At 73.4% G+C, this 17149-nt stretch carries 14 protein-coding genes; 8 read left to right on the top strand and 6 right to left on the bottom strand.

The genetic code is table 11. From position 1 onward, the window contains the following. Positions 1–62 precede the first annotated feature (62 nt). Genes ACH4N1_RS19595 through ACH4N1_RS19585 form a run of 3 tightly spaced genes read right to left on the bottom strand, consistent with a single transcriptional unit; the run spans position 63 to position 3620 of the window. The gene (locus tag ACH4N1_RS19595; protein ID WP_398098604.1) at positions 63–1076 is read right to left on the bottom strand and encodes an ABC transporter permease; all 1014 of its coding nucleotides are present in this window, start codon (positions 1074–1076) and stop codon (positions 63–65) included. Next, on the bottom strand, positions 1069–2106 hold the full coding sequence (locus tag ACH4N1_RS19590; RefSeq protein WP_398098603.1) for an ABC transporter permease: 1038 nt from the start codon (positions 2104–2106) through the stop codon (positions 1069–1071). The genes ACH4N1_RS19595 and ACH4N1_RS19590 overlap by 8 nt, the downstream gene beginning before the upstream one ends. Then, positions 2103–3620 (bottom strand): sugar ABC transporter ATP-binding protein, encoded by a 1518-nt coding sequence (locus ACH4N1_RS19585; protein ID WP_398098601.1) that lies wholly within the window; start codon positions 3618–3620, stop codon positions 2103–2105. Before ACH4N1_RS19585 ends, ACH4N1_RS19590 begins: the two co-directional genes overlap by 4 nt. A gap of 296 nt (positions 3621–3916) precedes the next feature. On the opposite strand from ACH4N1_RS19585, the gene rhaI reads away from it, so the two are divergent. The 6 genes from rhaI (at position 3917) to ACH4N1_RS19555 (ending at position 11938) form a co-directional block, all read left to right on the top strand. Continuing rightward, positions 3917–5077 carry an L-rhamnose isomerase gene (rhaI, locus tag ACH4N1_RS19580; RefSeq protein ID WP_398098599.1) on the top strand — a complete coding sequence of 387 codons (1161 nt, stop codon included), beginning with the start codon at positions 3917–3919 and terminating at the stop codon, positions 5075–5077. 340 nt (positions 5078–5417) lie between these two features. Beyond that, positions 5418–7457 (top strand): bifunctional aldolase/short-chain dehydrogenase, encoded by a 2040-nt coding sequence (locus ACH4N1_RS19575; RefSeq protein ID WP_398098597.1) that lies wholly within the window; start codon positions 5418–5420, stop codon positions 7455–7457. A gap of 5 nt (positions 7458–7462) precedes the next feature. Next, positions 7463–8899, top strand: a complete 1437-nt coding sequence (locus ACH4N1_RS19570; RefSeq protein WP_398098595.1) for a rhamnulokinase family protein — start codon at positions 7463–7465, stop codon at positions 8897–8899. 140 nt (positions 8900–9039) lie between these two features. After that, positions 9040–9795 (top strand): (Fe-S)-binding protein, encoded by a 756-nt coding sequence (locus ACH4N1_RS19565; protein WP_398098593.1) that lies wholly within the window; start codon positions 9040–9042, stop codon positions 9793–9795. Then, a complete protein-coding gene (locus ACH4N1_RS19560) occupies positions 9792–11291 on the top strand; it encodes a LutB/LldF family L-lactate oxidation iron-sulfur protein (RefSeq protein WP_398098591.1) in 1500 nt (499 codons plus the stop codon). Before ACH4N1_RS19565 ends, ACH4N1_RS19560 begins: the two co-directional genes overlap by 4 nt. Beyond that, positions 11288–11938 (top strand): lactate utilization protein C, encoded by a 651-nt coding sequence (locus tag ACH4N1_RS19555; protein WP_398098589.1) that lies wholly within the window; start codon positions 11288–11290, stop codon positions 11936–11938. The genes ACH4N1_RS19560 and ACH4N1_RS19555 overlap by 4 nt, the downstream gene beginning before the upstream one ends. Positions 11939–11947: 9 nt before the next feature. On the opposite strand, the gene ACH4N1_RS19550 is transcribed toward ACH4N1_RS19555, so the two are convergent. Together ACH4N1_RS19550 and ACH4N1_RS19545 are read right to left on the bottom strand one after the other, a co-directional pair. Beyond that, complete coding sequence (locus tag ACH4N1_RS19550; protein ID WP_398098588.1) at positions 11948–13486, bottom strand: FAD-dependent oxidoreductase; 1539 nt, start codon at positions 13484–13486, stop codon at positions 11948–11950. Between the two features lie 86 nt (positions 13487–13572). Next, positions 13573–14220 (bottom strand): hypothetical protein, encoded by a 648-nt coding sequence (locus tag ACH4N1_RS19545; protein ID WP_398098586.1) that lies wholly within the window; start codon positions 14218–14220, stop codon positions 13573–13575. A gap of 220 nt (positions 14221–14440) precedes the next feature. On the opposite strand from ACH4N1_RS19545, the gene ACH4N1_RS19540 reads away from it, so the two are divergent. Together ACH4N1_RS19540 and ACH4N1_RS19535 are read left to right on the top strand one after the other, a co-directional pair. Next, a complete protein-coding gene (locus tag ACH4N1_RS19540) occupies positions 14441–15298 on the top strand; it encodes an AAA family ATPase (protein WP_398098584.1) in 858 nt (285 codons plus the stop codon). Beyond that, complete coding sequence (locus ACH4N1_RS19535) at positions 15295–16662, top strand: VWA domain-containing protein (RefSeq protein ID WP_398098582.1); 1368 nt, start codon at positions 15295–15297, stop codon at positions 16660–16662. Before ACH4N1_RS19540 ends, ACH4N1_RS19535 begins: the two co-directional genes overlap by 4 nt. Positions 16663–16700: 38 nt before the next feature. Here the strand turns inward: ACH4N1_RS19535 and ACH4N1_RS19530 are convergent, their stop codons facing one another. After that, entirely contained in the window at positions 16701–17060 is a 360-nt protein-coding gene (locus ACH4N1_RS19530; protein WP_398098580.1) for a cupin domain-containing protein, read from the bottom strand. Between the last annotated feature and the right edge of the window lie 89 nt (positions 17061–17149).

Below are 17149 nucleotides of genomic sequence, written 5' to 3'. Positions count from 1 at the left end.
AGTACGGGAGGACGCGGGGGGCGGCTGGGGGGTCACGACGTGGGGGCGGGGGTGCCGGCCGGTCAGGGGGCCGGGGCGGGGGTGCCGGCCGGTGGTGGTGCCGCCGCGGCTCGCCGGCCGGCCCGCGCGACGGCGATCTGGCGGGCGACGCGGGGGCCGAGCACCGAGAGGACGAGCAGGACGCCGGTGACGACGATCTGCGACTGGGCGGAGACGTCCTGGAGGCTCATCACGTTCTGCAGGGCGCCGAGCAGGAAGACACCGGCGACGGCGCCGCCCAGGGTTCCCTTGCCGCCGTCGAAGTCGATGCCGCCGAGCAGCACCGCGGCGACGACGGACAGTTCGAGGCCGGTGGCGTTGTCGTAGCGGGCGCTGGCGTAGTGCAGGGCCCAGAAGACGCCGGTGAGGGAGGCCATCAGGCCGGTGAGGGTGAACAGGACGAGCTTCTGGCGCCTGACCCGGATGCCGGCGAACCGGGCGGCCTCCTCGCTGGCGCCGATCGCGAACAGCGACCGGCCGAACGGGGTGGCGTGCAGGGCTACCACGGCGATCGCGAGGAGGACCACGAAGGGCAGGAGGGCCTGCGGGACGAAGGTGTCCCCGATGCGTCCGGCCGCGAAGTCCAGGTACTGGGTGGGGAAGTCGGTGACCGCGTCGGAGCCGAGCACGATCTGCGCGATGCCCCGGTAGGCGGCCATGGTGCCGATGGTGACGGCGAGCGAGGGCAGTCCGAGGCGGGTCACCAGCAGCCCGTTGACCAGGCCGCAGACCACACCGAGCAGCAGGCAGACCGGGATGATCGCCTCGATGGTCATGCCCTGGTTCCACAGGGCGCCCATCACCGCGCCGGACAGGCCGGCCGTGGAGGCGACGGACAGGTCGATCTCGCCGGAGACGACCAGCAGGGTCATCGGCAGGGCGATCAGCGCGATGGGGAGCGTGTTGCCGATCAGGAAGGACAGGTTGAGGGCGTTGCCGAAGCCGTCCACGAACGAGAAGGACAGCAGGAGCAGGACGACCAGGAGGGCGCCGACGACCGTGTCCCACCGGATGGCGCGGGCCAGCGACTCAGGCATGGCGGGCGTTCCTCTTCTTCAGGGCCGACGCCACCCGCAGTGCGACCACGCGGTCGACGGCGATGGCGAGGAGGAGCAGGATGCCGTTGATGGCGAGCACCCAGACGGAGCTGACGCCGAGGGCGGGCAGCACGCTGTTGACGGAGGTCAGCAGCAGGGCGCCGAGGGCGGCGCCGTAGACGCTGCCGGAGCCGCCGGTGAAGACCACGCCGCCGACGACGACCGCGCTGACGACGGTGAGTTCGTAGCCGTTGCCGGTGCCGGAGTCGACGTTGCCGAACCGGGCGAGGTACAGGGCTCCGGCGAGGCCGGCGAGGGCGCCGCAGAAGGTGTAGGCGACGAGGATCCGCTTGCGGACGGGGATGCCGGCGAGGCGGGCGGCCTCCGGGTTGGAGCCGAGCGCGTACAGCTCGCGGCCGCTGCCGAAGTGCTTGAGGTAGTAGGCGGTGGCGACCAGGACGACGAGCGCGATCAGTGCGAGCCAGGGCACGGCGGAGATGCCGCCGGCGCCGAAGTCGACGAAACCGCCGGGCAGGTCGGCCGCGGTGATCTGCCGGGAGCCGACCCAGATGGAGTCGATGCCGCGGATGATGTACAGGGTGCCGAGGGTGACGACCAGGGCCGGCACCTGGCCGAGGCTGACCAGGAGGCCGTTGAGCAGGCCGAAGCCGATGCCGAGCAGGACCGCCAGCGCGACCGCGACGAGCGGGTTTCCGCCGTCCTGGAGGTAGACGCCGGCGGCGAAGGCGCTGATGCCGAGCGTGGAGCCGACGGACAGGTCGACGTTGCGGGTGATGACGACCAGGGACTGGCCGGTGGCGACCAGGATCAGGATGGTCGCGTTGAGCAGGAGGTCCTTGATGCCCTGTTCCGACAGGAACTCGCTGTTGCCGGCCTGCGTGACGGCGATCATCACCAGGAAGACCAGCAGGATGGCCAGTTCGCGCATCTTGAAGACGCGGTCCACCAGGCGGGTGCTGCTGGACCTGGCCACCTCGGCGGCGGGGGCTTCGGGAGCGGTCGCCGTCATGCGGCTGCCCTCCCCGTGGCTGCGGCCATCACGGTTTCCTCGGTGGCGTCGGAGCGGGGGATCTCGGCGGTGAGCCGGCCCTCGTGCATCACCAGCACGCGGTCGGCCATGCCGAGGATCTCGGGCAGGTCGGAGGAGATCATCAGGACGGCGACCCCGTCGGCGGCCAGCTCGGACAGCAGCCGGTGCACCTCGGCCTTGGTGCCGACGTCGATGCCGCGGGTGGGCTCGTCGACGATGAGCACCCTCGGCCCGGTGGCCAGCCACTTCGCCAGGACCACCTTCTGCTGGTTGCCGCCGGAGAGCGTGTTGACGGTGTCGGCGATCCGGGCGTACTTCACCTGGAGCCGGACCGCCCAGTCGAGCGAGCGGCTGCGCTCGGCGCCGCGGTCCATCAGACCGGCCCTCACGGTGGTACGGAGTCCGGTCAGGCCGATGTTGCGCTCGATGGACATGTCCATCACCAGGCCCTGGGCGCGCCGGTCCTCGGGGACCAGGGCGAGGCCCGCGGCCATGGCGGTGGACGGGGCGCCGTTGGTGAGGGCGCGGCCGGCGACCTCCACCTCCCCGGCGTCCCAGCGGTCGATGCCGAAGACCGCGCGGGCGACCTCGGTGCGCCCGGCGCCGACCAGGCCGGCGAGGCCGACGATCTCGCCGCGCCGGACCTCGAAGGAGACGTCGGTGAAGACGCCCTCGCGCGTCAGCCGGCGCACGCTGAGGGCCACCTCGCCCGGATCGACGTGCTGCTTGGGGTACAGCTCGTCGAGGTCGCGGCCGACCATCCGGCGCACCAGGTCGTCCTCGGTCATGCCGTCGAGGGGCTCGCTGGCGATCCAGGCGCCGTCCCGCAGGGTCGTCACCCGCCGGCAGATCGCGAAGATCTCCTCCAGCCGGTGCGAGATGAACAGCACGGCGGCGCCCTCGTCGCGCAGGGTGCGCACGACGTTGAAGAGGCGGGCGACCTCGCTGCCGGTGAGGGCGGCGGTCGGCTCGTCCATGATCAGGACGCGGGCGTCGAAGGAGAGCGCCTTGGCGATCTCGACGATCTGCTGGTCCGCGATGGACAGGCCGCGCGCCGGGCGGTCCGGGTCCAGGTCGACGCCGAGGCGCCGCATCAGGGCCGCGGTGGCCTCGTGGGTGGCCTTGTGGTCGATGCGGCCGAGGGCCCGCCGGGGCTGGCGGCCCATGAAGATGTTCTCGGCGATCGAGAGGTCGGGGAAGAGCGTGGGCTCCTGGTAGATCACGGCGATGCCGGCGTCGCGGGCGTCGCCGGGGCCGTGGAAGACGACGGGCTCGCCGTCGAGCCGCACCTGGCCGGCGTCCGGCCGGTGCACTCCGGCGAGCGTCTTGATGAGGGTCGACTTGCCCGCGCCGTTCTCGCCGGCGAGGGCGTGCACCTCGCCGGGGAACAGCTCCAGGGAGACGCCCCGCAGGGCGCGGACGGCGCCGAAGGACTTGGAAACGTCCCTGAGCGCCAGCACCGGGGCCGGTCCCGTGTCGGACGGGTGGGTCATGGATGGCTCCTCGACGACGTACGCCGACAGTCCCCGAGGGGCCGCCACGACGTCGTGAAAGGTTTCAACTGGATTGCCGGGACGTTAGGCACGACGGACATGTCACGTCAATGGGTCCGCCTCGAAAAGTTTTCGATAGCCGAAGGTCACGCAACGGTCACGGAGGCCCGACCCGGACAGAGGGGTTGACACGCCCCCGGCGGCCTCATAGCTTCCCGTTCTGAATCGTTTCATCCGGAAGCCCTTCGGGAAGCCGTTCAGGATGTCTTTCCGGACCGATGTCACAGGAGCACTGAGTGACCGACCTCTCCGCGGTGAAGGCCGCGCTGAAGACCCAGGCCGTAGAGACGCCGTCGTGGGCGTACGGGAACTCGGGGACCCGCTTCAAGGTGTTCGCCCAGGAGGGCGTGCCCCGCGACCCGCGGGAGAAGCTCGACGACGCGGCGAAGGTGCACGAGTTCACCGGCGTCGCCCCGACCGTGGCCCTGCACATCCCCTGGGACAAGGTGGAGGACTACTCCGCACTTGCGAAACATGCCGAGGACCAGGGGGTGAAGCTGGGGACGATCAACTCCAACACCTTCCAGGACGACGCCTACAGGCTGGGCAGCGTCTGCCATCCGGAGGCCTCGGTCCGGCGCAAGGCCGTCGACCACCTCCTCGAGTGCGTCGACATCATGGACGCGACCGGCTCCGCCGATCTCAAGCTGTGGTTCGCCGACGGCACGAACTACCCCGGCCAGGACGACCTCCGGGCCCGGCAGGACCGGCTGGCCCAGGCGCTGGCCGAGGTCTACGAACGGCTCGGGGACGGGCAGCGGATGCTGCTGGAGTACAAGTTCTTCGAGCCGGCGTTCTACTCGACCGACGTGCCGGACTGGGGCACCGCGTACGCCCACTGCCTCAAGCTCGGCCCGAAGGCCCAGGTCGTGGTCGACACCGGTCACCACGCGCCGGGCACCAACATCGAGTTCATCGTGGCCACGCTGCTGCGCGAGGGCAAGCTCGGCGGGTTCGACTTCAACTCGCGGTTCTACGCCGACGACGACCTGATGGTGGGGGCGGCCGACCCGTTCCAGCTGTTCCGGATCATGTACGAGGTCGTCCGCGGCGGGGGCCTCGGCTCCGAGGTGGCGTTCATGCTCGACCAGTGCCACAACATCGAGGCGAAGATCCCGGCGATCATCCGGTCCGTGATGAACGTCCAGGAGGCCACGGCGAAGGCCCTGCTGGTCGACCGGTCGGCGCTGGCCGCCGCGCAGGCCTCCGGGGACGTCCTGGAGGCGAACGCGGTGCTGATGGACGCGTACAACACCGACGTACGGCCGCTGCTGCGCGAGGTGCGGGAGGAGATGGGGCTGCACCCCGACCCCGTCGCCGCGTACCGCGCGAGCGGGTGGGCCGAGAAGATCGTCGCCGAGCGGGTCGGTGGGGAGCAGGCCGGCTGGGGCGCGTGAGCGCCGGCCGGGTTCCCGCTGTTCGCGTGTTCGCGGGCCGCGGGCGCCGCGGCCGGCCGCGCATCCGCCGCGCGCGGGCCGGGGGGCGTCGTCACTGCCGCCCGCGGGGCGGGGGGTCATCGCTGCCGCCCGTGGGCCGGGGTTCGCCGCCGCCGCTCGCGGGGCGCCGACCGTCGTTCCCGCCGCACGGGCCGTGGATCGCCGTCGCCGCCGCCTCCGCCGCGCGCGGGCCGCGGGGCGCCGTGACCGGTCGCGCCCCCGTGGGCGGGCCGTACCTCGGCACGGTCCCGGGCCCCTGGAAGAACCGCACTCACCTCTCTCACGTAAGGACTGGAAGTTCATGGCACCGCATCCCGAAGCCGCCGCACTCCTCGCCCGGTCGCACCGGCTCGGCGCCGACCCCCGCAACACCAACTACGCCGGCGGGAACACCTCCGCCAAGGGCACCGACACCGACCCCGTCACCGGTGGCGACGTCGAGCTGATGTGGGTGAAGGGGTCCGGTGGGGACCTCGGGACCCTCACCGAGGCGGGACTGGCCGTGCTGCGGCTGGACCGGCTGCGGGGGCTCGTCGACGTCTACCCGGGCGTCGAGCGCGAGGACGAGATGGTCGCCGCGTTCGACTACTGCCTGCACGGCAGGGGCGGCGCGGCCCCGTCCATCGACACCGCCATGCACGGTCTCGTGGACGCCGCCCACGTCGACCACCTGCACCCCGACTCGGGCATCGCGCTCGCCTGCGCCGCCGACGGGGAGAAGCTGACCGCCGAGTGCTTCGGCGACACGGTCGTCTGGGTGCCCTGGCGCCGACCCGGTTTCCAGCTCGGCCTGGACATCGCGGCGGTGAAGAAGGCCAACCCGCAGGCCGTCGGCTGTGTGCTCGGCGGCCACGGCATCACCGCGTGGGGCGACACCGCCGAGGAGTGCGAGCGCAACTCCCTCCACATCATCCGCACCGCCGAGACCTTCCTCGAGGAGCGCGGCAAGGCGGAGCCCTTCGGCCCGGTGCTCGACGGCTACGAGCCGCTGCCCGAGGCGGAGCGCCGCGAGCGGGCCGCCGCCCTCGCGCCGTACGTCCGGGCGATCGCCTCCCAGGACCGCCCGCAGGTCGGTCACTTCACCGACTCCGAGGTCGTCCTCGACTTCACCGCCCGCGCCGAACACCCGCGCCTCGCCGCCCTCGGCACCTCCTGCCCGGACCACTTCCTGCGCACCAAGGTCCGCCCGCTGGTCCTCGACCTGCCGCCCGCCGCGCCGCTCGACGAGGCGATCGCGCGGCTGAAGGAGCTGCACACCGCCTACCGCGAGGAGTACGCCGCCTACTACCGGCGGCACGCCGCGCCCGACTCCCCCGCGATGCGCGGCGCCGACCCGGCGATCGTGCTCGTGCCCGGGGTGGGCATGTTCTCCTTCGGCAAGGACAAACAGACCGCCCGGGTGGCCGGCGAGTTCTACGTCAACGCGATCAACGTGATGCGCGGCGCCGAGTCGGTGTCGACGTACGCGCCGATCGAGGAGTCGGAGAAGTTCCGCATCGAGTACTGGGCGCTGGAGGAGGCCAAGCTCCAGCGGATGCCGAAGCCGAAGGCACTGGCCACGCGGGTGGCGCTGGTGACGGGCGCGGGCAGCGGGATCGGCAGGGCGATCGCGCACCGGCTGGTCGCCGAGGGCGCGTGCGTCGTCGTCGCCGACCTGAACGGGGACAACGCGGCCGCCGTCGCCGAGGAGCTGGGCGGGCCGGACAAGGCCGTCGCGGTGACCGTCGACGTCACCTCCGAGGAGCAGATCGCCGACGCCTTCCGAGCCGCGGCGCTCGCCTTCGGCGGGGTCGACCTGGTGGTCAACAACGCCGGCATCTCCATCTCCAAGCCGCTGCTGGAGACCTCCGCGAAGGACTGGGACCTCCAGCACGACATCATGGCCCGCGGCTCCTTCCTCGTCTCGCGCGAGGCGGCCCGCGTGATGATCGCGCAGGAACTGGGCGGCGACATCGTCTACATCGCGTCGAAGAACGCCGTCTTCGCCGGCCCGAACAACATCGCCTACTCCGCGACCAAGGCCGACCAGGCCCACCAGGTGCGGCTGCTGGCCGCCGAGCTGGGCGAGCACGGGATCCGCGTCAACGGCATCAACCCCGACGGCGTGGTGCGCGGCTCGGGCATCTTCGCGGGCGGCTGGGGCGCCCAGCGCGCGGCGACCTACGGGATCGAGGAGGAGAAGCTGGGCGAGTTCTACGCGCAGCGCACCATCCTCAAGCGGGAGGTGCTGCCCGAGCACGTGGCGAACGCCGTCTTCGCGCTCACCGGCGGCGAACTCACCCACACCACCGGTCTGCACATCCCCGTCGACGCGGGTGTGGCGGCCGCCTTCCTCCGGTGACGGCCGTGCGGTCGTACGCCGCGGTCGACCTCGGCGCCTCCAGCGGGCGCGTGATGGTCGGCCGCGTCGGCCCGGACACGCTGGAGCTGACCGAGGCGCACCGTTTCCCCAACCGGCCCGTGCGCGTGCCGGAAGGCCTGCGCTGGGACGTGCTCGGGCTGTACGCCGGGGTGCTGGAGGGGCTGCGGGCCGCCGGCCAGGTGGACTCCGTCGGCATCGACAGCTGGGCCGTGGACTACGGCCTGCTCGACGCCGACGGGGCCCTGCTGGGCAACCCGGTGCACTACCGCGACACCCGCACCGAGGGCGTCCCGGAGAAGGTGTGGGCGAGCGTCCCGGCCGGCGAGCTGTACGCGGCGACCGGATTGCAGTACGCGCCGTTCAACACGCTGTACCAGCTCACGGCGGCCCGTGACAGCCGTCAACTGGCCTGTGCGCGCAGGCTGCTGCTCATCCCCGATCTGCTGTCGTACTGGCTGACCGGCGAGCAGGGCACCGAGCTGACCAACGCCTCCACCACCCAGCTCGTCGATCCCCGGACCCGCGACTGGGCGTACGACCTCGCCGCTCGGCTGGACATCGACCTCGGTCTGTTCGCTCCCCTGCGGCGGCCCGGGGACGCGGCGGGCGTGCTGCGGGCGGAGGTGCTGGAGGAGACCGGGCTGGCCGGGCCCGTGCCGGTGACGGCCGTCGGATCGCACGACACGGCGTCCGCGGTGGCCGCCGTGCCCGCCACGGGCGAGCGCTTCGCCTACATCTGCACCGGCACCTGGTCCCTGGCCGGCCTGGAACTCGACGCACCCGTGCTCACCGAGGACAGCCGCGCCGCCAACTTCACCAACGAGCTGGGACTGGACGGCACGGTCCGCTACCTGCGCAACATCATGGGGCTGTGGCTGCTCCAGGAGTGCGTACGGGCCTGGGGCGACCCGAACCTGAGCGGGCTGCTGCGCGACGCCGCCGAGGTGCCGGCGCTGCGGTCGGTGGTGGACGCGGGGGACGCCGCGTTCCTCGCGCCGGGCCGGATGCCGGAGCGGATCGCCGAGGCGTGCCGCGCCTCCGGGCAGCCGGTGCCGGTCACCCCCGCCGAGGTCACCCGCTGCATCCTGGACTCCCTCGCGCTCGCCCACCGGCGGGCGGTCGAGGACGCCCAGCGGCTGGCCGGCCACCCCGTCGACGTCGTGCACATCGTCGGCGGCGGCACCCGCAACGCGCTGCTGTGCCAGCTCACCGCCGACGCCTGCGGGCTGCCGGTGGTGGCCGGTCCGACGGAGGCCGCCGCGCTCGGCAACGTCCTCGTCCAGGCCAGGGCGCACGGCCTGGTCGGCGACCGGCAGGACATGCGCGGGCTGCTCGTCAGGACCCAGCACCTGACGCGCTACGAACCGCGGGGCGGCACCGGCCGCTGGCGGGACGCGCAGGCCCGGCTCGCCCCGCGGTGAGCCGGCGCCCGGGCCGGGGCTCACCGCGTGGCGGGCCCCGGCTCCGGTCCGGGCCCGCCACGCGTGAGCCGCGGCCCGGCCCCCCGTCCGGCCGCCGGACTACCCTGCACCCATCCGATGACCGACCCCGAGGAGCCGCGATGCGTGTCGCACTGTTCCTGACCTGTGTCAACGACACGCTGTATCCCGACACCGGCCGCGCCGTGGTGAAACTGCTGACCAGACTGGGTGTCGAGGTCGACTTCCCGATGGCCCAGACCTGCTGCGGCCAGGCCCACTACAACACCGGCTACCGCCACGAGGCCGAACCCCTCGCCCGCCACTTCTCCGACGTCTTCGGGGAGTACGAGGCGATCGTGACGCCGTCGGGGTCGTGCGGGGCGATGGTGCGCGAGCTGTATCCGCGGATGGGTGAGCGGGCGCGGGCCGAGGGCCGCGGCGACACCCTCGCCGCGGCCCTGGCGCCGGTGGTGCCGAAGACGTACGAGCTGACCGAGTTCCTGGTCGACGTGCTCGGCGTGACGGACGTCGGGGCGTACTACCCGCACACCGTGACCTACCACCCGACCTGTCACGGGCTGCGCGGCCTCGGTCTCGGGGAGCGGCCCCGGCGGCTGCTCCGGGCCGTCGAGGGACTGGAGCTGGTCGAGCTGCCCGGCGCCGAGGAGTGCTGCGGCTTCGGCGGGACCTTCGCGCTGAAGAACGCCGACGTCTCCGCGGCGATGGGCACGGACAAGGTCCGCAACGCCGAGTCGACGGGCGCCGAGGTGCTGTGCGCGGCCGACAACTCGTGTCTGATGCACATCGGCGGCACCATGAGCCGGCTCCGCTCCGGTCTGCGGCCGGTGCACATCGCGGAGATCCTGGCGAGCACGAAGGAGGAACCGGCCGTATGAGCGGGACGTATCTCGGGATGCCGGCGTTCCCGAAGGCCGCCCACGAGGCGGTCGGCGACACGACGCTGCGCGGCAATCTGCGGCACGCCACGCACACCATCCGCGCCAAGCGCGCGGCGGCGGTCGCCGAGGTGTCCGACTGGGCGGAGCTGCGGGAGGCCGGCAAGCGGATCAAGGACCACACGCTCCGTCATCTCGACCACTACCTGGAGCAGTTGGAGCAGTCCGTCACGGCGGCGGGCGGCACCGTGCACTGGGCGGCCGACGCCGACGAGGCCAACCGGATCGTCACCCGGCTGGTCGAGGAGACCGGTGAGTCGGAGGTCGTGAAGGTCAAGTCCATGGCCACGCAGGAGATCGGGCTCAACGAAGCCCTGGAGGCCGCGGGCATCCGCGCCTACGAGACCGATCTCGCCGAGCTGATCGTGCAGTTGGGCAAGGACCGGCCCTCGCACATCCTCGTCCCCGCGATCCACCGCAACCGCGGGGAGATCCGCGACATCTTCGCCCGCGAGATGGGCGAGTGGGGGCGCCCGGCACCCGAGGGGCTGACGGACACGCCGGCCGAACTCGCCGAGGCGGCCCGGCTGCACCTGCGCGAGAAGTTCCTGCGGGCCAAGGTGGGCGTCTCCGGCGCCAACTTCATGGTCGCCGAGACCGGCACCCTGGTGGTCGTCGAGTCCGAGGGCAACGGGCGGATGTGCCTCACCCTCCCCGAGACGCTGATCTCGGTGGTCGGCATCGAGAAGATCGTGCCGTCGTGGCGCGACCTGGAGGTCTTCCTCCAGACCCTCCCCCGCTCCTCCACCGCCGAGCGCATGAACCCCTACACCTCCACGTGGACGGGCACCACCGACGGCGACGGCCCGCGGACCTTCCACCTGGTCCTCCTCGACAACGGCCGCACCGACACCCTCGCCGACGAGGTCGGCCGCCAGGCCCTGCGCTGCATCCGCTGCTCGGCCTGCCTCAACGTCTGCCCCGTCTACGAGCGGGCGGGCGGGCACGCCTACGGCTCGGTCTACCCGGGGCCGATCGGCGCCATCCTCAGCCCCCAGCTGCGGGGCACGCAGAGCGAGATCGACGCCTCGCTGCCGTACGCCTCCTCGCTGTGCGGCGCCTGCTACGAGGTCTGCCCGGTCGCCATCGACATCCCCGAGGTGCTGGTGCACCTGCGGGAACGGGTCGTCCAGGGCGGGCCGGTGACGCGGGAGGGCAACAAGGCGGTGCTGAAGCCGGCCAAGGGGCACGCCGCCGAGCGGGCGGCGATGCGGGCGGCCCGCTGGGCGTTCGGCCGCCCCGGCGCCCTGCGCGCCGGACAGCGGCTCGCCTCCCGCACCCGCCGGCTGCATCCGCGCTCGCTGCCGGGCCCCGGCAGGGCGTGGAGCGGCACCCGGGACCTCCCGGCCGTACCGGCGGAGCCCTTCCGCGACTGGTGGCAGCGCACGCACGGCGGGAACGGCGGCAAGAACGACGGCAAGGGGGCCGCGAAGTGAGCAGCAGGGAACGGATTCTGGGCCGGGTCCGGCGCGCGCTGGCCGACGTGCCGCGGGACGACTCCCCATACGAGGACCACGAGGACGCCGTGGGGCGGGACTACCTGCGCGAGCACGGCGACCGGAGCGTCGCGCAGACAGTGGAGCTGCTCGCCGAGAACCTGGCGGACTACCGGGCGGTCGTGCACCGCTGCACCGAGGAGGACCTGCCGGCGACGATCGCGGGAACACTGGCGGCGCGGGGCGCGAGGACGGTGCTCGTGCCGCCGGGTCTGGACACCCGTTGGCTCGAGGCCACCGGTGCCGAGCGGCTCCCGGACACCGCCGCGAGCACACCGCACGAACTCGACCGGATCGACAGCGTGGTCACGGCGTGCGCGGTGGCGGTGGCCGAGACCGGCACCATCGTCCTGGACGGCTCCCCCGACCAGGGACGCCGCCGCATCACCCTCGTCCCCGACCACCACATCTGCGTCGTGCGCGTCCCGGACCAGGTGGTCGCCTCCGTCCCACAGGCGCTCGAACGGCTCGACCCGGCACGCCCGTTGACGTGGATCTCCGGCCCCTCGGCGACCAGCGACATCGAACTCGACCGGGTGGAGGGCGTGCACGGCCCGCGCACCCTGGAGGTGATCCTGGTCGGCTGAGTAGCCGCCTTACAACTCCTTCCGCTCCAGCGGCTGTTGGGCAGGTCCCTGGATGACCTTGCCGTCCACGTCGAAGCGGGAGCCGTGGCAGGGGCACTCCCAGGCCCGCTCCGCCCGGTTGAACGCCACCAGGCAGCCCAGGTGGGTGCAGCGCGCGGAGACGGCGTGCAGCTGTCCGGCCTCGTCGCGGTGGACGGCGCGGCGTTCCCCGGCGACGCGCACGACCGCGCCGTCGCCGGGGGCGATCCCGTCCACCGTCGAACCGGTCCCCGTCGGCAGCCGGTCCCCCACGAAGTGGCGGGCCACCTCGGCCTGGTGCTTGAGGAAGGTGGCGCCCTCACGGACGACGGAGGCGATGCGGCGCGGGTCGTAGAGGTCGCTCCAGGGGCAGTCCTGCCCGGTGATCAGGTCGCCGATCAGCCGGCCCGCCATGATGCCGCCGCTCATGCCCCAGCCGCCGAAGCCGGTGGCCACGTAGACGTTGCGGCTGCCGGGGTGCAGGGGGCCGACCAGTGGGACGGAGTCGGTGGAGTCGTTGTCCTGGGTGGCCCAGCGATGGGTGAAGGTGAGGTCGCCGAAGTGCTCGGTGGCCCAGCCGGCGAGTTTGCCGAACCGTTCCTCGACGTCGCCGCCCGCGCCGGGCGTGAAGTGCTCGCCGGTCACGACGAGGAGCCGCCGGCCGTCGGGCAGGGGGGCGGTGCGCACGGAGCGGGTGCCCAGCTCGGGGGTGATGTACATGCCGTGCGGCGCGCGGCCGGCGTCGACCGGCGCGGCCAGCACGAGTTCGCGGCGCGGGGAGAGCCGGGTGAACAGGAGCGCGCGGTCGAAGACCGGGTAGTGGGTGGCGACGACGACGGCGTGGGCGGTCACCTTCGTCACGGACTGCGGGGACTCCACGGTCAGCTCGCAGGGGTCGCCCTCGTTCAGGCCGGTGACGCGGCTGTGCTCGTGGAGGGTGCCGCCGAGGCGCCGGACGGCGTCGGCGACGGCCAGGAGGTACTTGCGGGGGTGGAACTGCGCCTGGTCCGCGACCCGGACGGCGCCCGCGACCGGGAACGGCAGTTCGGTCTCGGTCACGTACTCGGCGGGCAGCCCCGCCTGGCTCGCGGCCTCCGCCTCGGCCTTCAGCAGGTCCGTGCGGGCGGGGTCCTGCGCGTAGGTGTAGGAGGCCGCGTCCTCCCACTCGCAGTCGACGCCCAGTTCCTCGGCGACGGCCGCGGCGTGCCGGACGGCGTCCGACTGGGAGCGGGCGTACAGCCGGGCTCCCTCGGGGCCGCGGGTGCGCCGCAGGTGGTCGTAGACGAGGGTGTGCTGGGCGCTCAGCTTGGCCGTGGTGTGGCCGGTGACGCCGGCCGCGATCCGGTCGGCCTCCAGGACGGCGACCGAGCGGCCGCGCCGGGCCAGTTCCAGGGCCGTGCTGAGCCCCGCGATGCCCGCGCCGACCACGGCCACGTCGACGGTGAGCGGCCCCTGGGGCGGGGGCGCCGGATCACCGGGCGGGACGGTGTGCAGCCAGTACGACCCGTGAATCTCCGCCTGCTGTTCCATGGGCCCCGAGTGCCCGCGGCGGGGCCGGTCACACGGTGGGCGGGCACGGCGGCACGCGGCCGTGTCCCGTCGGTGACCGGCGCGGGTCAGCTGTAGGTGATCGGGCAGCCGTGCCGCAGGGCGTACTGGGCGGCGCGCAGGTACACCGCGGCGTAGAAGGCGGTGTCGAGGTCGCCGGCCCACGGGCCCGGTCTCGCGGCGGCGGTCACGCGCGCCCCGTCCTGCGTGAACCACAGGCTCAGTTCGAGGTTGGCGCCCGTCGCCGGTATCGCGTCGAGGGGCAGGCCGAGGATCCGGGCCAGCCGCTCGCCGACGGCGAGGGCCTGCGGGGCGCCGGCGATCACCGTCTCGTCGGTGTGGGCGGAGCCGAACGGCAGCGTGATCGGCTCCTCCAGGGACAGGGGCACCAGGACGGTCCAGCCGTAGAGGGCGTCGCGCTCGGCCTCCGTCAGCCGGTCCCGGCAGAACGCGTCGAACCCCGTCATGGGCGGGGCGGCCTTCTCCTCGAACCAGCCGGCCGCGCCCCTGCCGCGCCCGCCCCGGCCGCCCCCGCCCCTGCCGCGCCCAGCCGCCGGTCCGGACCCCGGCCGGTAGGGCGGCAGTCCGCGGCGCCGCAGCTCGTCGTCGAGCGCCGCGGCGAGGGCACCGCGTCCGCCCGACTCGTCGTCCTCGTCGTGCTCGGCGGGCCCGCTGAACCATTCCCGCTCGTCGATGCTCACCAGGTAGACGCCCATGAGCGCAAGCTACCGGGAGGCACCGACAACGCGGCCCGGGCACCGGGCGGCGCGGACCGCGCGGGGTCCGGTGCCGACCGCGCGGGGTCCGGTGCCGACCGCGCGGCGAGCGGCGCGGAGCCGGTGACAAGCGGCGCCGACCGGGTGACAAGCGTGCTGAACAAGCGCTTAGATAGTGCCCGGACCCCGCTCCGCCCGCACCCGACCGCCGGAGGCCCCGTTGTTCACGTCCGTCGACGATGTCTCCGCCCGCCTCGCCGGGACCGGCTATCTGGCCTCGCCGTCCGTCGCCACCACCGTCTTCCTCGCCGACCGGCTCGGCAAGCCGCTTCTCGTGGAGGGGCCGGCCGGGGTCGGCAAGACGGAACTCGCCAAGGCCGTCGCCCAGGTGGCCGGGGCCCGGCTGGTGCGCCTGCAGTGCTACGAGGGGGTCGACGAGTCGCGGGCGCTGTACGAGTGGAACCACGCCAAGCAGTTGCTGCGCATCAGCGCGGGGCGCGGCGAGACGTGGGACGAGGCCCGTACGGACATCTTCAGCGAGGAGTTCCTGCTCCCCCGCCCGCTGCTCACCGCGATCCGCGGCGACGAGCCGACGGTGCTGCTGATCGACGAGACCGACAAGGCCGACGTCGAGGTGGAGGGCCTGCTTCTGGAGGTGCTCAGCGACTTCCAGGTCACCGTCCCCGAGCTGGGCACGATCACGGCGACCCGCCGCCCCTTCGTGGTGCTCACCTCGAACGCGAGCCGTGAGCTGTCGGAGGCGCTGCGCCGCCGCTGCCTGTTCCTGCACATCGGTTTCCCCGAGGAGGAGCTGGAGCGGCGGATCGTCCGGCTGAAGGTGCCGGACATCGACGCGGCGCTGGCGGAGTCGGTCGTCCGGGTGGTGGGTGCGCTGCGCGCGATGGACCTGCGGAAGGTGCCCTCCGTCGCGGAGACGATCGACTGGGCGCGCACCCTGCTCGCGCTGGGCGCCGGCGCACTCGACGCGGATCTGGTGCGCGACACGCTCGGCGTGATCCTCAAGCACCAGGACGACGTCCTCAAGGCGGCCGCGAAGCTCGACCTGGACGCCGTGTGACCGGCGGCACGGAGGTGGCGGAGAGGCTGACGGGCCTGGTCGCCGCTCTGCGCGCGCACGGGGTGCGGGTCGGCACCGGCGAGACGGTGGACGCGGCACGGGCGGCGGCCGTCCTGGGCTTCACCGACCGCGCGCTGCTGCGCGAGGGGCTGGCCGCGACGCTGCTGCACTCCGCGGACCAACGGCGGGTGTTCGACGCGGTCTTCGACCTGTACTTCCCGTACGGCGTCGGGGTCGGCGGGTCCGGGCCCGTGCCGCCCGCCGACCGGGACGACCTGCGGGACCGGCTCGCGGCCGCCCTCGCCGACGACGACGCGTCCCTGACCGCCCGGTTGGCGATCGAGGCCGTCGACGGCCTCGGCGGGTACGGGAGTTCACCGGGGTCGGACGGCTGGTCGGCGCACCAGACCCTGGACCGGCTGCGCCCGCAGACCCTGTTGGCCCGGGTCAGGGACGAGGTGCGGCGGCGGGGCGGGGACGCCGGGTTCACCGACCGGCTGCTGGAGGACGAGGTCCGGCGGCGGATCGAGGCCTTCCGGGCGCTGGTCGCCGCGGAGGCGCGGCGGCGGGTGGCCGAGCGGCGGGGCCGGGACGAGATCGCCCGGCGGGCGGTGGCCCCGACCGCGGACCGGGTCGACTTCCTGTACGCGAGCCGTGACCGGCTGGCGGAACTGCGGCGCACCGTGCACCCGTTGGCGCGCAAGCTGGCCACCCGGCTGGCGGCGCGCCGGCGCCGGGCCGCGCGCGGTTCGATCGATCTGCGGCGCACGCTGCGCGGTTCGCTGTCGACGGGCGGGGTGCCGATGCGTCCGGTGCTGCGGCGCCGGCGTCCGGCCCGGCCCGAACTGGTGCTGCTGTGCGACGTGTCGGGCTCGGTGTCGGGGTTCTCCGACTTCACGATGCTGCTGGTGCAGGCGCTGCACGACCAGTTCGCCAAGGTACGGGTGTTCGCCTTCGTCAACCGCGTCGACGAGGTCACCGGCCTGCTCCGGCACGGCGCGGCCGACCCGGAGGGCCTCGGTGCCCGCATCCGCGCGGAGGCGACACTGACCGGCTGGCACGGCGGCAGCGACTACGGCGTCGCCCTGGGCGAGTTCGCCGAACGGTACGGAGCGGCGGTCGGACCCCGCACGACGGTCTTCGTGCTCGGCGACGCCCGCACGAACATGAGCGACCCGAACCTGCCCGCCGTACGGCGGATCGCGGCGCGGGCGCGCCGGGTGCACTGGCTGAATCCGGAGCCGCGCGCGCAGTGGGGCACGGGGGACTCGGCCGCCCCGGACTACGCCGAGCTGGTCGCGATGCACGAGTGCCGCACCGCTCGCCAGCTCGGCGCCCTGGTCAGCCGTATCCTCCCGGTCTGACTCCCGGTCCGGCTACCGGTCCGGCTGCCGGGCCGGTCTCAGTCGGCCTTCGCGTACTCCTGGGCCATCTGCCCGGCGAAGTCGTACGCCACCACCTGCTCGTCGCCGACCACCCAGGCGTCGTGGCCGGGCGAGCAGACGAACACGTCACCGGGGCCCACCTCGCTCTCGGCTCCGTCGTCCATACGGATGCGCATGCGGCCCTGGACGACGTAGCCGTTGTGGTGCACCTGGCAGCTCTCGGTTCCGGCGATCGGTGCCACCGACTCGGACCAGCGCCAGCCGGGCTCGAAGGTCGCCACGGCGAAGTCCAGGCCCGACATGTGGACGGCTTCGAGGTGCCCCTGCGGGAAATCGCGTCGCTCGTCCGGCTTGTCGAGCGTCTTCACTTCCAGCATCGCGCTCCTCCCTTCCGGCCGCGCTCGACCGCGGCCGGGGACGGTCTCCCCGGCGGCACCGGACGTCACCGGTGGGGACCGGTCCCCAC

The sequence above is a fragment of the Streptomyces sp. NPDC017202 genome (assembly GCF_044331705.1).
GTDB lineage: Bacteria > Actinomycetota > Actinomycetes > Streptomycetales > Streptomycetaceae > Streptomyces.
This window is presented reverse-complemented; position numbering and strand designations above follow the sequence as displayed.